Source organism: Flavobacterium sp. N2820 (assembly GCF_025947285.1).
GTDB lineage: Bacteria > Bacteroidota > Bacteroidia > Flavobacteriales > Flavobacteriaceae > Flavobacterium.
The window spans coordinates 246512-268610 of record NZ_CP110008.1; the positions used below are offsets into that span (position 1 = coordinate 246512).

Consider the following 22099-nt stretch of genomic DNA (forward strand, 5'->3'; position numbering starts at 1 on the left):
ATATTTGATGCAAGCGTAGGATTAAAAAGGATTTGTTTTAAACAATTTAATTAACAATTTTTATGTCCAAAACGGCCAATTTTTATCATTCAACTTTGCATCAATTAAATTCTTTCTCAATCTCATTAAGTACCTCAATAATAATGCCACAACCTTTTCTAATTTCCTCATTAGTAAGTGTAAGTGGTGGTGTAATTCGAACGGCGCAACCTTCGAATAATAACCAAAATAAAATAAGCCCTCTTTTATGACAGCGAAGCACTACTTCGTTAGTGATTTCAGGAGTTTCTGTCATGGCCGCTAACATTAATCCACGGCCGCGAATTTCTTTAATTAAAGGATGAACGAGAAGACTTCTGAATAATTGTTCTTTTTCTAAAGTTTCCGCCATTAAATTGGTTTCGGTAACTTCTTGTAATGTTGCCAAACATGCTGCCGCAATGACAGGATGTCCACCAAAAGTAGTTATGTGCCCAAGTTTTGGGTCATGACTTAATAAATCCATCATTTTTTCGGAAGCTGTGAAAGCACCAACAGGCATTCCGCCACCCATTCCTTTTCCCATAACAACCACATCGGGAATAACATCATAGTTTTGAAATCCGAAAAGCTTTCCTGTTCGACCAAATCCAGGTTGAATTTCGTCTAATATCATAATGGCACCAACTTCATCACAACGTTGGCGCACTTTTTTAAGAAAATCGTTTTGAGGTTCAATAAAACCAGCACCACCTTGAATAGTTTCTAATAAAATTCCTGCCGTTTTTGTAGTGATTTTTTCTAAATCGGCTTCGTTGTTGAACGTAATGAAATCGACATCAGGAATTAACGGACGAAAAATTTGTTTGCGTTCTTCAAATCCCATCACACTCATGCTTCCCATTGTGTTGCCATGATAGGCGTTGTGACACGATATTAATTGGCTTCTTCCCGTAACACGACGAGCTAGTTTTAACGCACCTTCAATTGCTTCCGTTCCTGAATTCACTAAATATGTTTTTGTTAGTGGATAGGGAAGGTTTTCGGCTAATAATTTGCATAATTCTGTCGCTGGATGTTGTGCATATTCGCCATATACCATTACGTGAGAATAGGTGTCTAGTTGCTTTTTAATAGCGTCGTTTACACGTTTAGGTTGATGGCCTAATGTGCATGCCGAAACACCAGCCACAAAATCCAAATATGGATTTCCGTTAGTGTCAAATATATAGGAACCTTTTGCATAGGAAACTTCTAGCGCTAAAGGATAAGGAGAAGTTTGTGCTTGGTATTTAAAAAAATCTTCAATCATTTTTAATCTGCTTTAGGCTTTAAGCTATAGGCTCTAAGCTTTGTTGTGAATTACTAAACAATATTTTGTATTAAGTATAAAACTTATTGCTTTTTCACGGTTTTATCTTTTGGTTTCGGATTTTTTTCATCGTATTCCAAAGTTTCTTTTTGAATTTTCATTGGTTTTTCAGACTCAATAGCTTTCTGTTTGGCATCTATTTGTACCTTAGCATCTATGGCCAATTCATCTTCAGGAAAAATATTTTCTTTGGATAGAATTCGTTCATCGCCACGCCACGCAAAACCTCTTAATTTTCGAGCATTTTCTGGAAATTCGTTGTCTGGATAAATATTACTCTCAGTATTATTAAATCCGGTCATTGTTTCAATTTTGTTTTCGTTCATTTCTAAGTTGATGCGACTACAAACTGATTTCCGGATGCCAACAAATTCATTTTTATCATTATAAATATAATAAATGGATTCAGCATTTTTGATGATATCCACTTCTTTTAGTTTGTTTTCTTCAAATCTTCCAAATAAATTTTGGCCTTTCATTTGGTTGAATCCGTTTTTACTTAAACTGTCTTTTTGAATAATAAATGCGTTATTTAATACTTTTAGCGAGTCTAATTTTTCAGTTTCATTGTTGCCTATTAAATGCATTACATCACCTGTCATTTGGTTTTCGTTGTTCCAAAGTATTGGTTTTCCGATTAGTTGTGTTAATTCGTTTTTTGTACTTGAATGTAACGAATCACATTTTCCACTCATATCGGTTTTGTAAAATCGAACATTATTAAAAGCTCGAATTACCCTGTCGTCTTGTGGGCCAGAAACGATGATTTTTTTTCCGTGCATAAACATGGTATCTTTCTCTACTAATGTTTTAACTAATGCTTTTTTAGTTAATACCATTGAATCTTTTTTAGTTTCAAGATTTCTGTAAAGTTCAGCAAAATGTCCTGTAGCAATTACTTTATTTATGGTGTCAGTAATTTTTACGTTATTAATTCCTCTCGAATAATTTTTCTTTCGGTCATAAAATAGATCATCGCCTTCAATAATTTTATTATCATACGTGATTTTAGAATTTTTTGATAATTTTCCAACATCGTTTTTCGTATCATAAAAACCATTTTCAGTATAAATTACATTTTCTTTACTGGTAATGGTTGAAGGTCCAAAAACGTATGCATGTCCAGAATTTTCGTAAAAATCTAAGTTATTGGTTTTAATCGTAGATTGCGGATTGGTAACAGTAACTGCAGTTGTAAATTTGTATTTTTTTTGATCCACATAATAGCGACCTGATTTACTCTTTAGAGTATTCTCTTTATTATGAATGGTTCCATAAGAATTATAAAAAGCTTGTTGGTTTTTTTTGTCAAAATAAACGGTATCTGTAACTAAAGTTGATTCAGGAGAACGCATTGATACATCGCCTGTTGCAAATGCAAACTCAGTTTTTCCATCGTATTCTGCATAGCGACTATTCATAAAAATAGAATCACCTTGATTAATTATAACGTTTCCAAAGGCTTTGATATACTTTTCACTTTCAAAGTAATAGGCTTTGTTACAATTCATTTTAATACCATTATGAAGTACTTGAACATTCCCAGTAAAAATAACTGCTCCAGGAATTTCAATTTCATTTCTATCTGTATAATCTGAGTTTTCGATGATTATTTCTTTACTTTTTTGAGCAAATGCATTCACTACCGTAAAAAGTAAAAAAGCGATTAACAACACTGTTTTTTTCAAGACGTATTTATTTTGAGTCAAATTTAAGTAAAAAGTAGAAATGCGGTTATCTATTAAGATTTTTTTATCATTAATAGTCAAAAAAAAACGCTCTCTAAAAAGAAAGCGTTTTTAAAATTATTTGGTAATAGTTTGTTTTCTATCTGGTCCCACCGAAATTACTTTGATTGGCACTTCGACTGCAGTCTCAATAAATTCGATGTATGCCTTTAATTCTTGTGGTAATTCATCATAGGTTGTCATTCCTGTTAAATCGGCTTTCCAACCTTTCATTTCTATAAAAATTGGTGTTACGTTTTCAGGTTCAATATTGTATGGTAAATGTTCAATTTGTTGTCCTTTGTAGTTGTAACCTGTACAAATTTGTAACGTATCAAATCCTGAAAGCACATCGCCTTTCATCATGTATAATTGGGTTACGCCATTTACTTGAACTGCATATTTTAAAGCTACTAAATCTAACCAACCACAACGACGTGCACGTCCAGTAACCGATCCAAATTCATTACCCACTTTAGCCATTGTTTGACCAGCTTCGTTGAAATCTTCTGTTGGAAATGGTCCGCTACCTACACGAGTTGTGTAAGCTTTGAAAATTCCGAAAACGTCTTTTACTTTATTTGGTGCAATTCCTAAACCAGTACAAGCACCAGCCGCAGTTGTATTTGAAGAAGTTACAAAAGGATAGGTTCCAAAATCAACATCTAATAAAGAACCTTGTGCTCCTTCTGCTAAAATTGATTTTCCTTCTTTTAAGGCTTTGTTTAAATATTCCTCACTATCGATAAAAGTTAATTTTTTCAAGTCTTTTACAGCTTCAAAAAACTCTTCTTCCATTTCTTTTAAATCGTATTGTAAGTCAACATCATAGAAAGCAATCATCGCTTCGTGTTTGTCAGCTAATACTCTATAGCGTTGTTTGAAGTCTTCTAATTCTAAATCACCAACACGAAGTCCGTTTCTACCCGTTTTGTCCATATAAGTTGGACCAATTCCTTTTAAAGTAGAACCAATTTTTGCTTTTCCTTTTGATGCTTCAGAAGCAGCGTCAAGTAAACGGTGCGTAGGTAAAATTAAGTGTGCTTTTCTTGAAATGAATAATTTAGCTGTAATATCTAAATCGAATTTTGCTAAACCTTCGATTTCTTTTTGAAAAACTACAGGGTCAATTACCACACCATTTCCAATAATATTGATGGCGTTTTTATGAAAAATTCCAGAAGGAATTGTTCTTAAAACGTGTTTAATTCCGTCAAATTCTAAAGTGTGTCCCGCATTTGGTCCACCTTGAAAACGAGCAATAATATCATATTTTGAAGTAAGAACGTCAACGATTTTTCCTTTCCCTTCATCGCCCCATTGTAATCCAAGTAGTAAATCTACAGTCATTGTGTTGTTGTTTATTATTTGTAGTTAGTTGTTTATTGTTGTTTTTTTGTTCCGTAGAAGTAAAGTGAATGGTTTGTGATATCAATTCCAAACATTTCTTCCATGGTTTGTTTTATTTGTTGAATTCTTGGGTCACAAAATTCGATAACTTCGCCAGAATCCGTTAAAATAATATGATCATGTTGTTTGTCGAAATATGATTTTTCATAATGCGCTTGATTTTGTCCAAACTGATGACGACGCACCAAACCACATTCTAATAAAAGTTCGATAGTGTTATAAAGTGTAGCTCTACTTACTCTATAGTTTTTATTTTTCATTTTGATGTACAAAGATTCGATATCAAAATGCTCGGTTGCATTGTAAATTTCCTGAAGAATGGCGTATCGTTCTGGTGTTTTACGATGTGCTTTTTCTTCTAAATATTTTGTAAAAACATTTTTTACAATTTCCTGATTTTTGTTTTCCATTGCTTTGTTAAATGAAATATTGGCAAAGATAGTGAAAGTTAGAAGTTAGAAGTTAGGAGTTAGCAATTTTTTTGAACAGAGTTATTAAGACATTATAATTATTGTTGAAAAATAAGATTCCAAATTTCCGGTTTGAGATGTTCGTTCATTGAATCGGGTCTATATTCACCATTTCTAATTAGAGTTTGACCATTTGGTTTTATAAGTCCAAATGAGCCACAAACAGTTGCGTTAATGAATAAATTTTTTCTAAAGAAATTATTTTGGTCTGAAAAAAAATATTCTCTTTTTGATTCAGGTTTGTTTTTTAACACAATTCCGTTTTCAAAGAAAGCTAAATAAATTACATTGCTTTTATATTCAATGCCTTTTTTTAATGGCTCAATAAATGTTTTTCTATCGTTAATTTTTTCTGAACTTAGATTATTCGAAAACCAGTCAGAACAGGTGTCATCTAAGTAATTGAAGTTAATTAAAAATATAGTCGAATCAGTGTAAGTTTTATTTGTAATTTTTTCAATTTCTGTTTTAATAATGGTATAGTCAACTTTGTATGTTGAATATTTTGGGGCATTATATTGATAGACCATTCCACTATCAGCGATTTTTCTAAAAGCCATTGAATTGTCAGGATATTCTTCTGATAGAAGCCTCATGTATTTGTTTTTTATTTCCTTGCCTTCAGGATCTAACCAATATTTGGCAAATTTATTTTGTGCAGAAAGACTAACAGTAAAAAATATTAATAGAAATAAAAATCTTCTCATATCTAATTAGTGTATACACGTGTTACTTTGTCAATTCCGTCTACTTTTTTAATATTATCTATTAGTTTTTTCAAAATGGTATTGTTTTGTACTACAACAGTTACTTGTCCGTTAAATATACCTGCTTCGCTACTCAATGAAATACTTTGAATGTTGACATTCATTTGACTTGAAATCACTTTAGTTAAATCGTTAGTTAACCCTAAAATATCCATTCCGGTGATTTTTAAAATTGCTTTGAATTCCTCTTGCGAAGAATCAATCCACTTGGCTTGAATAATTCGGTAAGCATAATTCGATTGCATACTAATGGCATTTGGACAATCTTTTTTGTGTACTTTAATTCCTTCATTAATTGTTATAAATCCAAAAACATCGTCACCAGGAATTGGATTACAGCAACTGGATAATTTGTAGTCTAATTTATCTTGTTCTGTTCCAAATACCAGCATGTCTAATTTCTTGCTGATTTCATTTTTATGGATTTGATCGGGTTGTGATGATGGTGAACGTTTTATCGTTTTCTTAAAGAAATTGACTAACGTATTGCTTTTTTGAGCGGCATAATCTTTTAATTGTTGGTTTTCTATTGAACCAATTCCTGCTCTGTAGAATAAATCTAAACTAGTTTGTAATTTGAAAAAATTAACTAGTTCGTTGGTTGTATTCTCATTTAAGGTGATTTTTAAATGGCGAAGCTTTCGTTCTAAAATTTCTTTACCATCCTCTGCAATTTTTTTAGTATTTTCGTTTAGAACATTCTTTATCTTGTTTTTTGCTCTAGAAGTTGTTACATAATCCAACCATTGCGAAGTTGGTTTTTGATTTGCGGAAGTAATAATTTCTACCTGATCACCACTGTTTAAAACATGATTTAATGGAACTAATTTTCCGTTAACCCTTGTTCCCCTTGTTTTTACACCAATTTCTGAGTGAATACTGAATGCAAAATCTAAAGAAGTAGCCCCTTTTGGTAACGATTTAATTTCGCCTTTTGGAGTAAATACATAGATTTCTTTAGCATACAAATTCAACTTGAAATCTTCTACAAAGTCAACTGCATTTGCTGTTGAATTTTCTAAAGCTTCTTTCAATTGGTTTAGCCAAATTTCCAAACCATGTTCTTCAGTTGCACCGTTTTTGTATTTGTAGTGTGCTGCGTAGCCTTTTTCTGCGATTTCATCCATACGTTCGCTTCGAACTTGAATTTCGACCCAGCGCCCTTTTGGACCCATTACAGTAATGTGTAAAGCTTCGTAGCCTGTTGATTTTGGTGAAGAAATCCAATCGCGTAATCTACTTGGAGATGGTCGATAATGATCGGTAACTACAGAATAGATCTTCCAAGCAATGAATTTTTCATCATGCGGATTTGATTTATAGATGATTCGAAGCGCAAATTTATCGTATACTTCATCAAAAGTAACCCCTTGCGCTTTCATTTTTCTACGAATAGAATAAATTGATTTTGGACGACCTTTAATCGTAAATTCAATGCCTTCATCAATCATCGATTTGCTTAAAACATCAGAAATAGTTTTGATGTAAGCATCTTGTTCTTCTTTGGTTTCCTTAATTTTACTAACAATATCGTTGTAAACTTCAGGTTCGGTATATTTTAATCCTAAATCTTCTAACTGTGTTTTGATGTTGTATAACCCTAAACGATGGGCGAGTGGAGCATAAATGTATAAGGTTTCGGAAGCAATTTTGGCTTGTTTGTAATCGGCCATACTTCCCATAGTTTGCATATTGTGCAATCTATCAGCGATTTTGATAATAATCACCCGAACATCATCATTCAAAGTCAATAACATTTTACGGAAATTTTCCGCTTGCATTGAAATTTCTTGATCGGTTTTAACTTTGGCAATTTTGGTTAAGCCTTCAACCAATTGAGCAATTTTAGGATTGAACATTTTTTCAATGTCCTCAACTGTAATATCGGTGTCCTCTACCACATCGTGCATTAAAGCGGCCGCTATTGACGTTGCTCCCAAACCAATATCTCGCGCTACAATTTTAGCTACGGCAATGGGATGGAAAATATAGGCTTCACCCGATTTTCTTCGTTGGTCTTTGTGAGCATCAACAGCTACATCAAATGCTTTACGGATGATTTTTTTGTCTTCATCAGTAAGGGTTTGATAACTGATGCGAAGTAGTTCTTTATATTCTTGCGCAATGGCTTTGTTTTCGGCTTCTAATTCTATCTCTGTCATACATTTTCTTTAACCACTTAAAAGTAAGCTAATTTTTCTAATTGTGCAAATGTAGAAAATAGAAAAAAGAGAAAAGATGAAAGACTAAAATCCGCGTTGTCTTTTGGCTTCAAATAGTAAAATAGCTGCAGCTACAGAAACATTCATTGAGTCAATTTCGCCTTGCATTGGAATAATGATGTTTTTAGTACTTTCAGTTCTCCATTTTTCTGACAAACCTGTAGCTTCTGTCCCAACCACTAAAGCAGTAGGAGTAGTGAAGTTTTGTGTGTGGTATTCTGAAGAATCTTGCAAAGTTGCCGAATAGATGTTAATTTTATTTGCTTTCAAATAAGTAATTACTTCTTCCGTAGTTCCAACTGCAATTTGTCTAGTAAATAAACATCCAACACTTGAGCGAACGATATTTGGATTGTATAAATCGCTTTTTGGATGAGCGATAATAACTGCATCTATATTAGCGGCATCAGCAGTTCTTAAAATAGCGCCAACATTTCCTGGTTTTTCTAATGATTCGCCTACTAAAATCAATGGATTTTTAGAAAGTTTTAAATCGGATAAAGCTAACGATTTTGTTTTGGCAATGACTAAGATACCTTCAGTTGTATCACGATAGGCTAATTTTTGATAGACTTCTTTTGATATTTCGATAAGTTCTATTTCACCTGATTTAACTAGATTTTTTATTTCTCTTTCCGAAATGATTTCGGGTAAAAACAAAATAGTTTCTAATTCATAACCGCCTTTTAGTGCTAACTCAATTTCGCGTTTTCCTTCTATTAAAAAAGTGCCCGTTTGCTTACGAACTTTTGCTTTTTCTTGCAATTGGACTAACGATTTAATAAACGGATTTTGAACCGAGGTAATTTGTTTCATGAAATAGAAATTATAGTGCAAAAATACAAAAAAGCCTTTCATTTACTGAAAGGCTTTTGGTCTTATTTTTTTTGTTGTTCAAATTTTCCTTTGTAGCGTTCGTATAATTCGGTGTGGTGACTTTCTAAACTGATTTGTCTTCCATCGATAAATGCGAATGATATGATGTTGGTTTTCATGTCTAAAGCATCACCTTCTGAAATAAATAATGTGGCGCTTTTCCCTGATTCCAAAGTTCCGTATTGGTTGTCAATTCCAAGAATTTTAGCTGAATTTCCAGTAATTAATTGCAATGCTTGTTCTTTTGAAAGTCCCCAAGCGGCGCAAGTTCCAGCGTAGAATGGAAGATTTCTGGTTTGCATACGTTCCATGTCGCCTGCATTTTGCAAACCAACTAAAACACCCGCATCGACTAATAATTTTGCATTTTTGTATGGTAAATTTACGTCTTCATCTTCTAATAAAGGTAAATCGTGAACACGTTTTAATAATACAGAAACGTTGTTTTCTTTTAATAAATTTGCGACTCTAAAAGCATAATACCCTCCAACAATCGTCATGTTTTTGATGTTGTTTTTCTTTTTGAATAAAATCGCATCGATGATTTCTTTTTCGCCATTTGCATTTACAAACAATGTTTTTTCGCCCGATTGTAAGCCGTTCATAGCTTCGAATGGAATATCTTTTTTAGCATTTTTACTTCCCAAATAAGCAAAAGCATTGTCAAAATATTCTTGAATAGCTTTTACTTGCGGATCGTAATTTTTGTTCATTTCGATGCCTCCTGGTTCTGCCCACCAACCAGCTCTTGAATAGCTTCTTGGCCAGTTTAAATGAATTCCATCGTTCCCTTTTATTGTAGCATCTTCCCAATTCCAAGCATCTAATTGAACGATTGATGAAGTTCCAGGAATTCTTCCGCCTCTTGGTGTAATTTGCGCTAATAAAACGCCGTTTGGACGCGTCGTCTCCACTAATTTAGATTCTGCATTATATGCAATAATACTTCTCACATGAGGATTAAAATCACCTAATTCGCTTTCGTCATCTGAAGCTCTTACCGCATCAATTTCGACTAAACCTAATGTTGAATTTGGTGCAATGAATCCAGGATAAACGTGTTTTCCAGCTGCTTCAATCATTATGTCATGTTTAGCTGGTTTCATTACTGTGGCATCGCCAATGGTTGCGATTTTTCCATCAATAATTGAAATCAAGCTATTATCAATCACTTGTCCGTTTCCTAAATGTGCTTTGGCGCCAAGGATTAAAATCGATTTACTTTGTTTTGGAGCAGGCGTTTGTTGGGCAAACCCATACAAAGAAATAAATAAAAGAACTATATATTTTTTCATCATTAATTGTATTTATAGTGAGACTCTTTGCAATATTCTCCTAAGGTGTCACAATGGTAATGACCGTTTTCTTTTTTCTTAGGTAATTGCGTTTTCATTCCTTTGTTTTTAGCATCTAACATGAAGTTGATTAATTCGGCTCTTTCTTTTTTAATTTCACTCAATACTTCTTGTTCTTTTTCTAAATCATAGAAAATAATTCCGTCTACTAACGTTTTTTCTGCTCTAGTGTAGATAGATAATGGACTATCAGACCAAAGTACTATATCAGCATCTTTTCCTACTTTAATACTTCCCACTTTGTTATCTACTTGAAGAATTTTTGCTGGATTTAAGGTTACGAAATTCCAAGCTTCTTCTTCAGTTACATTTCCATATTTGACTGTTTTTGCCGCTTCTTGATTTAAACGTCTTGACATTTCAGCATCATCCGAGTTGATGGAAACTTGCACACCTTCATTCATCATAATCGCTGCGTTGTATGGAATTGCATCGTTAACTTCATATTTGTAAGCCCACCAATCGGCAAATGTAGAACCAGCAACGCCGTGAGCCGACATTTTATCAGCTAATTTATAACCTTCTAAAATATGTGTGAATGTCTGAATTTTGAAATTATAGCGTTCAGCTAATTTCATTAACATATTGATTTCCGATTGCACATAAGAATGACAAGTGATGAAACGTTTTTTAGCTAAAATTTCGCCTAAAACTTCCATTTCTACATCAAATCTTGGCATAACTTTGTTTTTACCTTTTCCAGATTTGTACGCATCCCATTCGTTTTTATATTCGATTGCTCTGGTGAAATAATCTTCATAAACTTGTTCCACACCCATACGCGATTGTGGAAAACGATTACGTGCATTATCACCCCAATTCGATTGTTTTACGTTTTCACCCAAAGCAAATTTGATGTATTTTGGAGCATCATTTACTAACATTTCTTCTGGTGAATAGCCCCATTTTAATTTGATGAATGCCGCACGACCACCAATTGGATTTGCAGAACCATGTAATAAGTTTGCAGAAGTAACACCGCCTGCTAAATTTCTGTAAATGTTGATGTCATCTGAATTTACTACATCTTCAATGGTAACTTCTGCTGATGAGTTTTGTCCTCCCTCGTTAACTCCATTAGAAATGGCAATGTGCGAATGTTCGTCGATAATTCCAGCCGTTAAGTGTTTCCCCGTTCCGTCAACTACTTTTGCACCTGAAGAAGGTAAGTTTTTACCAATTTTTGCAATTTTTCCGTTTTGGATTAAAACATCGGTTTCTTTTAAAATTCCTTCTTTTTCACCTGTCCAAACGGTTACATTTTTGAATAAAATAGTTTCTTGTTTTGGTTTTTCATCGTTTCCAAAAGAAATATTAGGATACGTTACTGGATACATTGACGGTACTTTCGGTTCGTCTTTTTTGTCTTCTTTCTTTTGTTCTTCTGTAACTTCTGTTATTTTTTTTGTAGCCAACCAAGAAGTTTCGTTACCATTTTCTAAAACGGCTTTTCCTTGTATCATGTCTTTTACGAAAGTTCCTGAAAGTCTAACGAAATTTGCTTTTGTAGTATCTTGATTTTTGATAACTAAATTTACCCATGGATCGTTAAACTGAATTTTTGTTCCATATTCAATGCTGTCACGAACTATTTTTGCTTCGAATTTCGGAGCTTCGCCTTCGATTTTTAATTCATATTTTTGGTTGTCGAAGGTTAAATCATATGTCCCTTTAATAGCTGCAGGATTGATTTTATCGATGATATTGCGGTTTCCTTGTACCCAGTTTTCTAAGATATTGCTTTTTTCTTCAAAAATATCACCTGAAACGATGATGAAATTAGCTAATTTTCCTTTTGAAAGCGACCCTACTTTATCAAATTGATTGACCAATTTTGCTGGTGTTTCGGTTAAGGCTACTAATGCTTTTTCTTTTGGTAAACCATATAAAACGGCTTTTCTTAAATTGGAAAGAAATGATTTTGGTTCTTTTAAATCAGCTGTTGAAAGTACGAATGAAACGTTGTTCTCAGCCAAAATTTTCAAGTTAAAAGGTGCTTGATTCCAAAATTTCATATCGCTCAAACTTACTTGTTGTGCTAAATATGGGTCAGAAACATCATAAACATCAGGAAAATTTATTGGAATAATAAAAGTTGCTCCCGATTTTTTGATTTCTTCAATACGTTCAAATTCGTTTCCACCACCTTTTATTAGATATTTTATTCCGAATTCATCTCCTAATTTATCAGCTCTTAATGCACTTAATTTATCGCCTGCATTGAAAATTTGCAATAGTGATTTGTTGTTATTAAAAGCTTCTAAAGACAAATCTTTGTTAGTTGCATTTCCTTGTGCATACCATTTTGAATCATGAAAAACCTGACGAATTAAGGCCATGCTTCCCATCATTGAAGACGGATAACTTTGTTTTGAAAATTTACTTTTACTGAATGTAAAATGTTGCGAAACTTTATCTTTTAGTATTCTGTCTGCGTTTGTACCGAAATCGTTTAATGTCCACAATAAACCTGTTCCTGCAATTACACCGTCGTTATGATGGCTTAAAATGGTACCAAAACCAATTTCTCTTAAACCTCCAGCGGCTTTTTCATCATAACTTAAGTTTTCATACGCATTATATTCTGGTTTGATGTGGTCGTTCCAATAATAACCTTCACGATTGGTTTCGTATTGCGGTGTGAAATTTCCGTTTGGTCTTGGAGTAGGTTTGCTGATCCCAAATTCGCTATACAATTCAATGAACGAAGGATAAATAATTTTTCCTGTTGCATCTACAATTGTACTTCCTTTTGGAATAGAAACGTTTGTGCCAACTTCAATGATTTTGTTTTCTTTGATAAGTAATGTTGCTTTCTCAATTTTTTGGTTAGCAGCAACATAAATGGTAGCGTTTGTGATCGCAACATAGTTTTTGAAGCTTTGTTTTACGCCATCATTTTTTGGAAAATATTCTTGTGCATTTCCTGAAAAGGAAATCAAGAATACTAACAGTAACGATAAGTATTTCATGTTTTTGGGTTTAGTAAAGGCTAAAGATAAAAATTAACTGATTATAAAAAATTCCCACAATAGAAATTTAACAATTGTTGTATTTTAAAGTATTCCTCTTGCTTTAATTTCAAGATATTTATTAATGGTATCTAAAGTTAGATTTTCGGGTTGGGTTAAAACCGAATAGATGCCGTATTTTCTTAGTTCGTTGACAATTAATCGTTTTTCGAAAGCAAATTTTTCGGCAATTACTTTATCATAAATTTCCTGAACGTTACTTGCATTTTTGTGAATTAAATCATTTAATTCGGTGTTGTTAAAAAAGACTATAACTAATAAATGATTCTTTGCAATTCCTTTTAAATAAGGTAGTTGTCGGTGTAAACCATCTAAAGTTTCAAAGTTGGTATACAACATAATTAAACTTCTTTGGTTGACGTGTTTTTTTACATCAACATACAAACGACTAAAATCGCTTTCAAAGAAATCGGTTTTTACATTGTATAAATTTTCCATGATGAGTTGCATTTGACTTTGTCTTTTTTCAGCCACAACACGGTTTTCAACTTTTTTAGAGAAAGCAAACATTCCGGCTTTGTCTTGTTTTTTGAGAATTACGTTTGACAAAACCAATGTCGCGTTTATGGCATAATCCAACAAACTTAGTCCGTTAAAAGGCATTTTCATTACTCTACCTTTATCAATCACCATATATACATTTTGCGATTTTTCATCTTGGTATTGGTTTACCATCAATTGATTTTTTTTCGCAGTAGCTTTCCAATTAATGGTTCTCAAATCATCACCTTGCACATATTCTTTAATTTGCTCAAATTCCATGGTATGTCCAATTCTTCTAATTTTTTTTAATCCGTATTGGAATAAATTATTAGAAAAAGCCATCAAATCATACTTTCTTAATTGCATGTATGATGGATAGGTTGGTACCATTTGATTGTTATCGTAAGTAAATCTTCGGCTAATTAATCGAAGTGGAGAAGTCGTATAAATATTTAGATTTCCAAAAAAGTATTCACCACGTTCGGTTGGTCTCAAAAAGTAGCGATAATCGTCTTTTGCCAACGCTTTGATTTTTCTTTTTACTTCAAAATTGCGTTGTTGAAATTGAAACGGAATTTCGTCAATGATTTTTAAATGAACTGGAAAAGTGAACTGATTATTTAGTGCAATGTGAATTTCGTTTTCATCACCATTTGATAATTTTTCAGACATATTTCTAATCCCAATTACTTTTTTATTGGAACCAAAAAGCAGTAAAATATCGATGCTCACAAAGGCAATTAATACATACAAAGCATACCAAACAGCATGATACAACGCAGGAAAAAGGTAAGCTACTGCAAATAGCAAAATGATTCCCATGAGGCAATAAAAAAGGAAATTATTGAGATAAAGCTGTTTAAAAATGCGTTTCATTTATTTTTTAAAATTTGTATTATAGATGCTGAAATTCGATATTTACGGAAGTTTATTGAGAATAGATGCTGAAACGAGTTCAGTATGACAAACTATCTTTAACTTTTAGAAAATTATCTTGGAATTTCAACTGAATCCACAATTTGTTTGATGATTTCGGTACTGGTAATTCCTTCCATTTCGCGTTCTGGAGTTACAACTACTCGGTGTTGTAAAACAGGAATTGCCGCGTCTTTAATATCATCTGGTGTTACGAAATCTCTTCCGCGTAAAGCTGCAAAACCTTTGGCTGCATTCAAAATTGCAATTGAAGCTCTTGGCGAAGCTCCTAAATATAAAAACGCATTTTCACGCGTATTTAAAACGATTTTTGCAATGTATTCAATCAAATTTTGCTCAATTAGAATTTGTTTGACCAATTCTTGAAATTCAATGATGTGACTTTGTGAAATAATGGTTGCAATTGCGCTCATTTTATCACGACTCTGTAATTCATTTTCTTTTTGAATGATGTGAATTTCTTCAGCTAAATTTGGATATTCGATGTTGATTTTAAACAGAAAACGGTCTAATTGCGCTTCAGGTAAACGATATGTTCCTTCTTGTTCAATTGGATTTTGTGTGGCAATTACTAAAAAAGGTTTTTCTAAAACATACGTAGTTCCATCAGCTGTAATTTGGCGTTCTTCCATTACTTCAAACAAAGCAGCTTGTGTTTTTGCTGGCGCACGATTGATTTCGTCAATTAAAATAAAATTGGAAAATATTGGACCTTTTTTAAACTCAAAAGTACTTTTCGATAAATCAAAAACTGAAGTTCCAATAATATCCGAAGGCATTAAATCGGGTGTAAACTGAATTCGGCTAAAGTCTAAGGATAATGTTTTTGCTAAAAGTTTGGCACTAATGGTTTTTGCCACTCCTGGAACACCTTCCAATAAAACGTGTCCGTTTGATAAAACAGCAACCAAAAGTTGATCAATCATTTTGTTTTGACCCACAATTACTTTTGCAATTTCGGCTTTTACTTTTTGAACATTTTCTTGTAACGGTTGTAAATTTAAACGCGATTCAAAGTTTACATTTTCGTTTTGTTCGTTATTGGTTTCAAAATTATTTTCCATTATAAATTGAGTTTTTCTAATAGTTCGTTAAAAGTAATTAATTCTTTTTCGGTTGTATTGGATTGATTTCTAATTTTTTTAATCATAAATACAACATTTTCAATATCTTTTTTAGTTCTTCCTGTTTTTTGATTGACTCTATTGATGAATGTTTCATCTAAATTGTAGGTGTCAATGTAATATTCATTTCTTATTTTTTCTAAAAAGAAAATGATTTTTTTCTCAGCAATATTTTGATGGTCTTTTTCTTGATAGTATAAGTTTCCAATGGTTTTTGTGAAATCTACTGTGGTATTTTTCAATGGTTCTTTGATTGGGATGACGCGTTGTCTTCGTTTTGCATTGAAAAACATAAAAATTATCAAAGTTATCCAAGCTAAATACCAGCTCCATTTTAAAGCCGGTTGACTCAATAAATAACGCATTGGCGAACTCGATAATTCTTCGTTATCATATTGTTTTACTTTCCAATATATAGATGATTTTGAAGGGATATAGCCTAAAACATCTTCGGTATATTGACTGTGTTTATTTAAAAGGTAGTAATTTGTAAAAGCGACCGGTTGCAAATGCAAATAGAAATTTCCGTTTTTATAGGGAACTCTTATAAAGTTTGCAAATTTTTCTCCTTTTGAATTAATTTGCGTACCTAAAACTTCTGTTTTACTGCTATCAATTTTTGAAAAATAAGCCGTATTAATGCCTTTGTTAAAATAGAAATTACTAGCTTTTTGATTTCGATTTATTTTGAATTGAAGTGAATCTGCAAAATCATTTGAATATTTTATTTCAAAGCCGAGCGAATCTGCAAATTTTTGAGAAAAAATAGAATTACTATGAAAAATAGTATTCCCATGACTAGCAAAATAGAAAAGTTCGTTTTCAGAAAACTCATCAATTGCCGATTTGTTTTGAATCAATAAAATGGTTCCTTCGATATCATATATAGAATCGTAAGTGTTGTAATTTCGATCTAAAAACTCATAAGGTGATTCGCTAAATTTCTCAACAGTTTGCGGTTTAAAAAGTGTTTTATGTTCTTGATTAAAAACGAATAAACCAAACGGAATTTTTTCGTTAAGTGAATAACTTTCTCGCCAATCAATTGGTCTTTCTTTTGTAGCATCTGCCCAAATGATACCAATGAAAATTACTACTAAAAGAAATATGTATATTTTTAAACTCTTTGGCATATTATTTCTTAGTGATTAATTTTAGAAAAGCGGTTTCTGTTTTTTCAAAATCGGTTTGCGTTAGGTCAAATTCGCCATACCAACTGTATTCATAAACGTAAGACAAAAACTGAAATTCAGATTTTAATTCCGCATTTGAAATTTCATTTATATAATCCCCATTGGTTTTTTCAATATCCCATTCAATTATAGTGCGATCAGAAAACGATTTAAGCAGCCATAAATAATAATAACGCGTTGCTAATCGGTAATTTTTTTCTTTTTTAGCTTTCGTAATTATCGTGTTAAAATCAAGAGAATGAATGTCTTCTTCTGTAAGTTCTGAAACTATAATTTTTTTTGCTGATTTACCAAAAATCCAACCACCTTCTTTATTGATGATAATTTTTACAATCAAATAAACCACAAAAAGAATGATTAAAATGGCAATTATTTTCATAAGAATTTCTACACCACTTAATGCTTTTGTTCCGTCACCAAAGTCAAATAAATTACTAAAAAATCGTTTTACAGCACTCCAAAACCTGTCCCAAGCCGTTGTGTCTACTTTTGTTGGTTTTTCAACATAATTGAAATCTGAGTCGGAATATTTTTCTTTTAAGTCTTCAAATTTTCTTGACTGAAAAGCAGCAGAATCGGTTTGTACCTGTGAAAAGCCAAAACCGTTTCCTAAGCAAAGAATAAGGTAAAGAAATAGCAATTTAAGCTTCATCGGTTCCAATTAAATCAATGTTGTTGTTTACACTCACATTTCCAGATTCTTCTTTACAACTGTAGAAAATAACACCTTGATTAATTAAAATGATGTTTTGTAAAGTATAATTAAAAATAATAGAAATAATTATGATGGCTGTTAGTAAAATCATGACAAATGAAATTGCATTTTCAGGATTTTGTTGCAACGATTGAGGATTTATAAAAAGTGTGATAACACCAATAATATATGGAATTATTGTAAAAATTCCGAGTGTAATTTGAATAATCATATGTACAATAAAAGTAGCACCAATAATAGGCCAAAATTTACTTTTTAGCATTTCATAGGCTTTGCCTAACGCATCAAAATAACCAATTTGTTCGGTTATATAATTGTAATACGTTAATGCAATAAAACTTGTTATCGTTGGGATTAATAGAAAAATTAAAGGAATTCCGATTAAGATAAAAACGGATAAAATGGTAAGTCCAATAACAATTATTAGTAATGGAATTAAAATGACTAACGAAAGAAGATAAAACGAAATAATTCTACCTAATTTACTTTTGAAATAGGTGATTAAATTTTGAAAGTTTCGTTCTTTGTTTTCTTCAATTAATTTTAAATAGGCAATAGGAAATGAATAATTTATAACTGAAATTATGGTCATAAGTAAAATCATTCCGAGTCCAAACCCAATAAATAACGATAAATTGCTGTAAATTTCATTAACAAAAGCGTCATCGTTTCCGTTTTGAGCTCCTGCAAAAGCACCTTTGATAAAAATATTTGAAAAGAAATAAATGATAACTACTAAAAGCAAAAGTAATCCGCCATTGATGGTAAAATAGTTTTTAAAGTAATTTTTTCCTTCCAACTTAAAAAAGTTAAAAGTATCACCTATAAGAGCGCTAAAATCTCTTTTTTTATAAAGTTGAAACATATTTCTTTGCTTTTTTGTGTACTATAAACGGATAAATTAGATAGTAAAAACTAATAATTGATAAGGTTATTAAAATGATACCAATGCTTAAATAGGTAGGCATTTCCATAGAAAATCTTGTAATGTAGCCTTCTAAAAAACCTGCGGCAAAGGTAAAGGGCATGGTGCTTAAAAATATTTTGAAACTATTTTGAAAACCAATTTTAAACGAATTTAAGCGAGAAAAAGTCTGTGGAAATAAAATACTGGCTCCCAAAATAAATCCGGCACCTGCTTCAATTATCATTGCAAAAATTTCCATTGATCCATGAATCCAAATTCCTCTAACACTTTCCCAAAAAACACCTCTTTGATAAAAAAAGTATTGAAATGAACCCAACATAATGCAATTGTTCAATAAAATATAGAATGTTCCTACTCCTAAAAAAATTCCAAAAAAGTAGGAGAGTGCTCCAACTCGAAGATTATTTAATGTGATTGCAATAAAACCACCCCAGTTACTTCCCGTTTTATAAACCGCAACCGGATTTCCGTCTTCGATATTTTCTAAAGTCATATTTACATAATGGTCGCCTAAGATCAAGCGAACAAATGTATCGTCGTTTTTAGCCGAAACTACTCCAATCGTTGTTAAAATTCCAAAAATCAAAAATGCATACAAAATATATCTTCTGTATTGATAAACTAAAAGAGGCACTTCGGTTAAAAAGAAATGTTTTATCCGATTGGTTTCTGTTCTTTTCGTTTTATAAATTTTTTGATAGGTTTGTGCCGCTAAATGATTTAGATAGACAACTGTCTTACTTTTAGGGTAATACGTTTGCGCATACGACAAATCATTCACTAAATGTATATACAGATTGGCTAAATCATCTGGATTTTTTTTAGCTTTACCAAAAATTGCTTGTTCAAATTCAAGCCATTTTTCTTTATTTTGCTTTATGAATGCTATTTCTCTCATGAAATGCTAAAATATAAAATATGACACAATTATCCATAAATACAACACAAAATGTAAATATAAATTTTACGGCGGCTTCTGTAGGAGATCGAATTTTTGCGCAACTGCTTGATATTCTGGTTATGATAGCTTATGTAGTTGTTATTGGATTTTTTTTAGACATTACAGGTTTAACCACTACAATTGAAGCTATGGATGATTGGTCAATAATGGCTGTTTATGGGATAATTTATTCACCTATAATGTTTTACACCATAGTTCAGGAAAGTTTGTGGGAAGGTCAAACCATTGGAAAGCGCATAATGAAAACCAAAGTGATTAAGTTAGATGGTTATCAGGCTGGTTTTGGCGATTATTTAGTACGATGGTTGTTTAGATTGGTTGAAGTTTTTATTGGAAATGGAATTATAGGGCTAATTACAATAATTGCAAGTCAAAAAAATCAACGTTTAGGGGATATGGCAGCAGGAACAGCTGTGATTACTTTAAAAAATAAGGTCAATATAAATCATACAATTATTCAAGACATCAATTCTGATTATGTGCCAACCTATCCTTTGGTTATAAAATTATCGGATAATGATGTTAGGATTATCAAAGAAACCTTTGAAACCGCGATTACAACTCGAGATTATGCGACTATAATTAAGTTGAGAGAAAAAGTACTTTCGGTTACTGGAATAAAAAACCAATCAGGAAATGATCAAGATTTCATTAGAACTTTATTGAAAGATTACAACTATTACACTCAAAACATGTAATTTTAGTAGTTAATATACAAATAGCCTGTTAAAGGTTCAGGATAATCTGGATCATTCAAATATAAAATATAATAATAGGTTCCTGGAGCTGCTTTTTGATTTCCAATTCCTTCCGGAACAGTTCCATCCCAATCCAGTTTATCTTGATTTCCTGACCATAAATGTTTGCCCCATCGATTGTATATCTCTAATTCAAAATTCACAAAAATATCTCGAAGACCATCAATAAAAAAAACATCGTTGCTATAATCATTATTTGGCGAAACGGCGTTATAAATTCTTGGTGGACAATTTCGAGTTAATAAATTAAAAGAAGTAATTGAATAACAATTTTCATCTTCAATTCGGATAAAAATTTCTTTTGGTGTATAAAAAGCTTCGTAGTTTGAAGTGTTATTAATCGGATTGATACTGTTTGTAGCATCATCAAAAAATTCGTAAAAAGATACTGTTTGATTCAAATCTGTTTTCACCAGTTCATCATAACTTGAAAAATCAAATAATCCTTTGGTAAATCCTAAATTACAACTTGTTAAATCTAATAAATCATTAAAGTCTGGTGAAACCAATAATTCGATATCTAATTCAAAAGAATTGTTGTTTTCATTTAATTCGGTAACTATTCCATCACCATTTCCAGCATCATCAACTACAGCCAAAAGTGTAAAGTTTAAGGGAATTGCACTTGGAATAGTTAGTGTAAAAGTGCCATTTTCACTTCCTCCAATTGGTATGACAGTTTGAGTATATGTTGTGCCTACTGCAATTCCGTCTGCATAAAAAGTAATTGGCGTATTTGATTGTAATACTTCAGTACTATTGGTATTTGAAACCGTAAAATCTATAGCAACTTCTCTCGAATTACAACTTGTTATTGGATTACTGGTTACAATAGTTGCATCGGGTAATTGACTGTTGAGTTTGGTAATAACGGTATTAATCATTATGAAATCTTGAAATGAAGACAATGTAATGGTAGCATTTGTATCTCCAATAGAAACATAACTATCAATATCATAAATGTCTAAATCCATGTTGTAAAGTGTGGTTGAACCAGTTACAGAATTAGTACTATTAAATACATTATTTATTGGATTAAAAGGATTACTAATTGTTGTACCATTAACCGTAAAAGTTTCGGTTGGAAGTTGTGAATCTCCTTCCCAAGCAATAAAACCAGCTTTTGCATTTGTATTATTGAGCACAAATAAATTTGTTAGGTTTATTTGTAAAGTATCAGGTACACCTTGCAAACCATCATAAATATTCAGCTGATTCAATGTTAAATTTGGATTTTCGTAAACAATTAAAATGGCCCAACCCGCAAAATTTGTTTTTCTTGAATAATGAAGTGGTTCATAAGGTGAAATATCTAAGTTTGAAACTGTATAAGTGCCATTTCCAGTAGTTTGAACAAATGTTGTAATATCTTTAAAAGCACTAAAATAGGTAAAGGTATTTGGTGCAAAAAAACGCGAATGACTAAAAGTACGTTCTGCAGTAATTGGAATCCCGTTTAAATCTACTTCAAAATCACCATCTCCACTTCCTGCCCAATACAGATAAGCTCTTATTATCGAATCTCCACTTCCTAAATTTAATGTTGCTGAAGATGAATTTCCCGTGACATAGCCTAAAGTTGGATTGTTTTCTGCACTATTTAATGTGTTTCCCACAAAAGTAAAATCATACCGACCGTTTACTTGTTCATAAAGTGTTATATCCTGTCCATTTGTATAGGAAGGAAAAAAGAGTTGAACCCAAAAAAGGAGGCAAATAATTTTTTTCAACACATTATTATTCAGAAATTATGGTTCCAATTTACTATATTTTTTTTAAAAAATAGGATAA

General features: G+C 32.0%; 17 protein-coding genes. 1 reads left to right on the forward strand and 16 read right to left on the reverse strand.

Going from position 1 to position 22099, the window contains the following annotated elements:
• Window positions 1–100 precede the first annotated feature (100 nt).
• From OLM52_RS01220 to OLM52_RS01290, 15 genes are all read right to left on the reverse strand, one after another.
• A complete protein-coding gene (locus OLM52_RS01220) occupies window positions 101–1291 on the reverse strand; it encodes an aspartate aminotransferase family protein (protein WP_264549340.1) in 1191 nt (396 codons plus the stop codon).
• A gap of 83 nt (window positions 1292–1374) precedes the next feature.
• Window positions 1375–3039, reverse strand: coding sequence for an OstA-like protein (locus OLM52_RS01225; protein WP_264549341.1), 1665 nt, complete (start codon window positions 3037–3039; stop codon window positions 1375–1377).
• A gap of 117 nt (window positions 3040–3156) precedes the next feature.
• Window positions 3157–4428 (reverse strand): adenylosuccinate synthase, encoded by a 1272-nt coding sequence (locus OLM52_RS01230; protein ID WP_264549342.1) that lies wholly within the window; start codon window positions 4426–4428, stop codon window positions 3157–3159.
• A gap of 32 nt (window positions 4429–4460) precedes the next feature.
• Window positions 4461–4898 carry a Fur family transcriptional regulator gene (locus OLM52_RS01235; RefSeq protein WP_153200960.1) on the reverse strand — a complete coding sequence of 146 codons (438 nt, stop codon included), beginning with the start codon at window positions 4896–4898 and terminating at the stop codon, window positions 4461–4463.
• Between the two features lie 98 nt (window positions 4899–4996).
• Window positions 4997–5665 (reverse strand): hypothetical protein, encoded by a 669-nt coding sequence (locus OLM52_RS01240; protein WP_264549343.1) that lies wholly within the window; start codon window positions 5663–5665, stop codon window positions 4997–4999.
• 2 nt (window positions 5666–5667) lie between these two features.
• On the reverse strand, window positions 5668–7887 hold the full coding sequence (locus OLM52_RS01245) for a RelA/SpoT family protein (protein WP_264549344.1): 2220 nt from the start codon (window positions 7885–7887) through the stop codon (window positions 5668–5670).
• 84 nt (window positions 7888–7971) lie between these two features.
• Window positions 7972–8763, reverse strand: coding sequence for a TrmH family RNA methyltransferase (locus tag OLM52_RS01250; protein WP_264549345.1), 792 nt, complete (start codon window positions 8761–8763; stop codon window positions 7972–7974).
• Between the two features lie 62 nt (window positions 8764–8825).
• A complete protein-coding gene (locus OLM52_RS01255; RefSeq protein WP_413614417.1) occupies window positions 8826–10118 on the reverse strand; it encodes an amidohydrolase family protein in 1293 nt (430 codons plus the stop codon).
• Between the two features lie 2 nt (window positions 10119–10120).
• A complete protein-coding gene (locus OLM52_RS01260) occupies window positions 10121–13150 on the reverse strand; it encodes an amidohydrolase family protein (protein ID WP_264549347.1) in 3030 nt (1009 codons plus the stop codon).
• An 84-nt stretch (window positions 13151–13234) separates the two neighbouring features.
• Window positions 13235–14515, reverse strand: a complete 1281-nt coding sequence (locus tag OLM52_RS01265) for a DUF58 domain-containing protein (RefSeq protein WP_264549348.1) — start codon at window positions 14513–14515, stop codon at window positions 13235–13237.
• A gap of 167 nt (window positions 14516–14682) precedes the next feature.
• Window positions 14683–15693, reverse strand: coding sequence for an AAA family ATPase (locus OLM52_RS01270; protein ID WP_264549349.1), 1011 nt, complete (start codon window positions 15691–15693; stop codon window positions 14683–14685).
• The gene (locus tag OLM52_RS01275) at window positions 15693–16886 is read right to left on the reverse strand and encodes a DUF4350 domain-containing protein (RefSeq protein ID WP_264549350.1); all 1194 of its coding nucleotides are present in this window, start codon (window positions 16884–16886) and stop codon (window positions 15693–15695) included. Before OLM52_RS01275 ends, OLM52_RS01270 begins: the two co-directional genes overlap by 1 nt.
• Before the next feature lies 1 nt (window position 16887).
• Window positions 16888–17598, reverse strand: a complete 711-nt coding sequence (locus OLM52_RS01280) for a DUF4129 domain-containing protein (protein ID WP_264549351.1) — start codon at window positions 17596–17598, stop codon at window positions 16888–16890.
• Complete coding sequence (locus OLM52_RS01285) at window positions 17588–18526, reverse strand: hypothetical protein (RefSeq protein WP_264549352.1); 939 nt, start codon at window positions 18524–18526, stop codon at window positions 17588–17590. Before OLM52_RS01285 ends, OLM52_RS01280 begins: the two co-directional genes overlap by 11 nt.
• Window positions 18510–19487 (reverse strand): stage II sporulation protein M, encoded by a 978-nt coding sequence (locus tag OLM52_RS01290; protein ID WP_264549353.1) that lies wholly within the window; start codon window positions 19485–19487, stop codon window positions 18510–18512. The genes OLM52_RS01285 and OLM52_RS01290 overlap by 17 nt, the downstream gene beginning before the upstream one ends.
• A 20-nt stretch (window positions 19488–19507) precedes the next feature.
• Between OLM52_RS01290 and OLM52_RS01295 the strand changes: the two genes are divergently transcribed.
• Window positions 19508–20248, forward strand: a complete 741-nt coding sequence (locus OLM52_RS01295; RefSeq protein ID WP_264549354.1) for an RDD family protein — start codon at window positions 19508–19510, stop codon at window positions 20246–20248.
• 2 nt (window positions 20249–20250) lie between these two features.
• On the opposite strand, the gene OLM52_RS01300 is transcribed toward OLM52_RS01295, so the two are convergent.
• Window positions 20251–21924, reverse strand: a complete 1674-nt coding sequence (locus tag OLM52_RS01300) for a gliding motility-associated C-terminal domain-containing protein (protein ID WP_264549355.1) — start codon at window positions 21922–21924, stop codon at window positions 20251–20253.
• Between the last annotated feature and the right edge of the window lie 175 nt (window positions 21925–22099).

Coding starts and splice junctions, on each gene's coding strand:
- OLM52_RS01270 (WP_264549349.1), bottom strand. CDS start 15,693: ATGGAAAATAATTTTGAAACCAATAACGAACAAAACGAAAATGTAAAC.
- OLM52_RS01265 (WP_264549348.1), bottom strand. CDS start 14,515: ATGGGAATCATTTTGCTATTTGCAGTAGCTTACCTTTTTCCTGCGTTG.
- OLM52_RS01260 (WP_264549347.1), bottom strand. CDS start 13,150: ATGAAATACTTATCGTTACTGTTAGTATTCTTGATTTCCTTTTCAGGA.
- OLM52_RS01255 (WP_413614417.1), bottom strand. CDS start 10,118: ATGAAAAAATATATAGTTCTTTTATTTATTTCTTTGTATGGGTTTGCC.
- OLM52_RS01275 (WP_264549350.1), bottom strand. CDS start 16,886: ATGCCAAAGAGTTTAAAAATATACATATTTCTTTTAGTAGTAATTTTC.
- OLM52_RS01250 (WP_264549345.1), bottom strand. CDS start 8,763: ATGAAACAAATTACCTCGGTTCAAAATCCGTTTATTAAATCGTTAGTC.
- OLM52_RS01240 (WP_264549343.1), bottom strand. CDS start 5,665: ATGAGAAGATTTTTATTTCTATTAATATTTTTTACTGTTAGTCTTTCT.
- OLM52_RS01230 (WP_264549342.1), bottom strand. CDS start 4,428: ATGACTGTAGATTTACTACTTGGATTACAATGGGGCGATGAAGGGAAA.
- OLM52_RS01295 (WP_264549354.1), top strand. CDS start 19,508: ATGACACAATTATCCATAAATACAACACAAAATGTAAATATAAATTTT.
- OLM52_RS01280 (WP_264549351.1), bottom strand. CDS start 17,598: ATGAAGCTTAAATTGCTATTTCTTTACCTTATTCTTTGCTTAGGAAAC.
- OLM52_RS01290 (WP_264549353.1), bottom strand. CDS start 19,487: ATGAGAGAAATAGCATTCATAAAGCAAAATAAAGAAAAATGGCTTGAA.
- OLM52_RS01245 (WP_264549344.1), bottom strand. CDS start 7,887: ATGACAGAGATAGAATTAGAAGCCGAAAACAAAGCCATTGCGCAAGAA.
- OLM52_RS01235 (WP_153200960.1), bottom strand. CDS start 4,898: ATGGAAAACAAAAATCAGGAAATTGTAAAAAATGTTTTTACAAAATAT.
- OLM52_RS01220 (WP_264549340.1), bottom strand. CDS start 1,291: ATGATTGAAGATTTTTTTAAATACCAAGCACAAACTTCTCCTTATCCT.
- OLM52_RS01285 (WP_264549352.1), bottom strand. CDS start 18,526: ATGTTTCAACTTTATAAAAAAAGAGATTTTAGCGCTCTTATAGGTGAT.